Source organism: Mesorhizobium sp. M1A.T.Ca.IN.004.03.1.1 (assembly GCF_003997555.1).
In the GTDB taxonomy this organism is placed as follows: Bacteria; Pseudomonadota; Alphaproteobacteria; order Rhizobiales; family Rhizobiaceae; genus Mesorhizobium.
Genome location: NZ_RZTV01000886.1, coordinates 1 through 244 on the forward strand (window position 1 = coordinate 1; position 244 = coordinate 244).

General features: G+C 65.2%; 1 protein-coding gene. It reads left to right on the forward strand.

All coding sequences use genetic code 11. The features are described from left to right. The coding region (locus tag EOD29_RS34225; RefSeq protein WP_127248895.1) for an NAD-dependent epimerase/dehydratase family protein at nucleotides 1-244 on the forward strand (244 nt) is incomplete at both ends.

Here is a 244-nt window from a genome sequence, read left to right on the forward strand (position 1 = left end):
CGGCGAATGGCATCAGCCGGAAACGCATGCGATACCCCTTGCGATCGACGCGGCACTCGGCCGCCGTCAGGGTTTCAAGGTGTTCGGCAGCGATTACGAGACCCGCGACGGCACCTGTGTGCGCGACTATATCCATGTGCTCGATCTTGCCGATGCGCATGTGCGCGCCGTCGAATATCTGCTGAAGGGCGGCGATTCCGTCGCGCTCAACCTCGGCACCGGCACGGCGGCGCGGGCGACATCG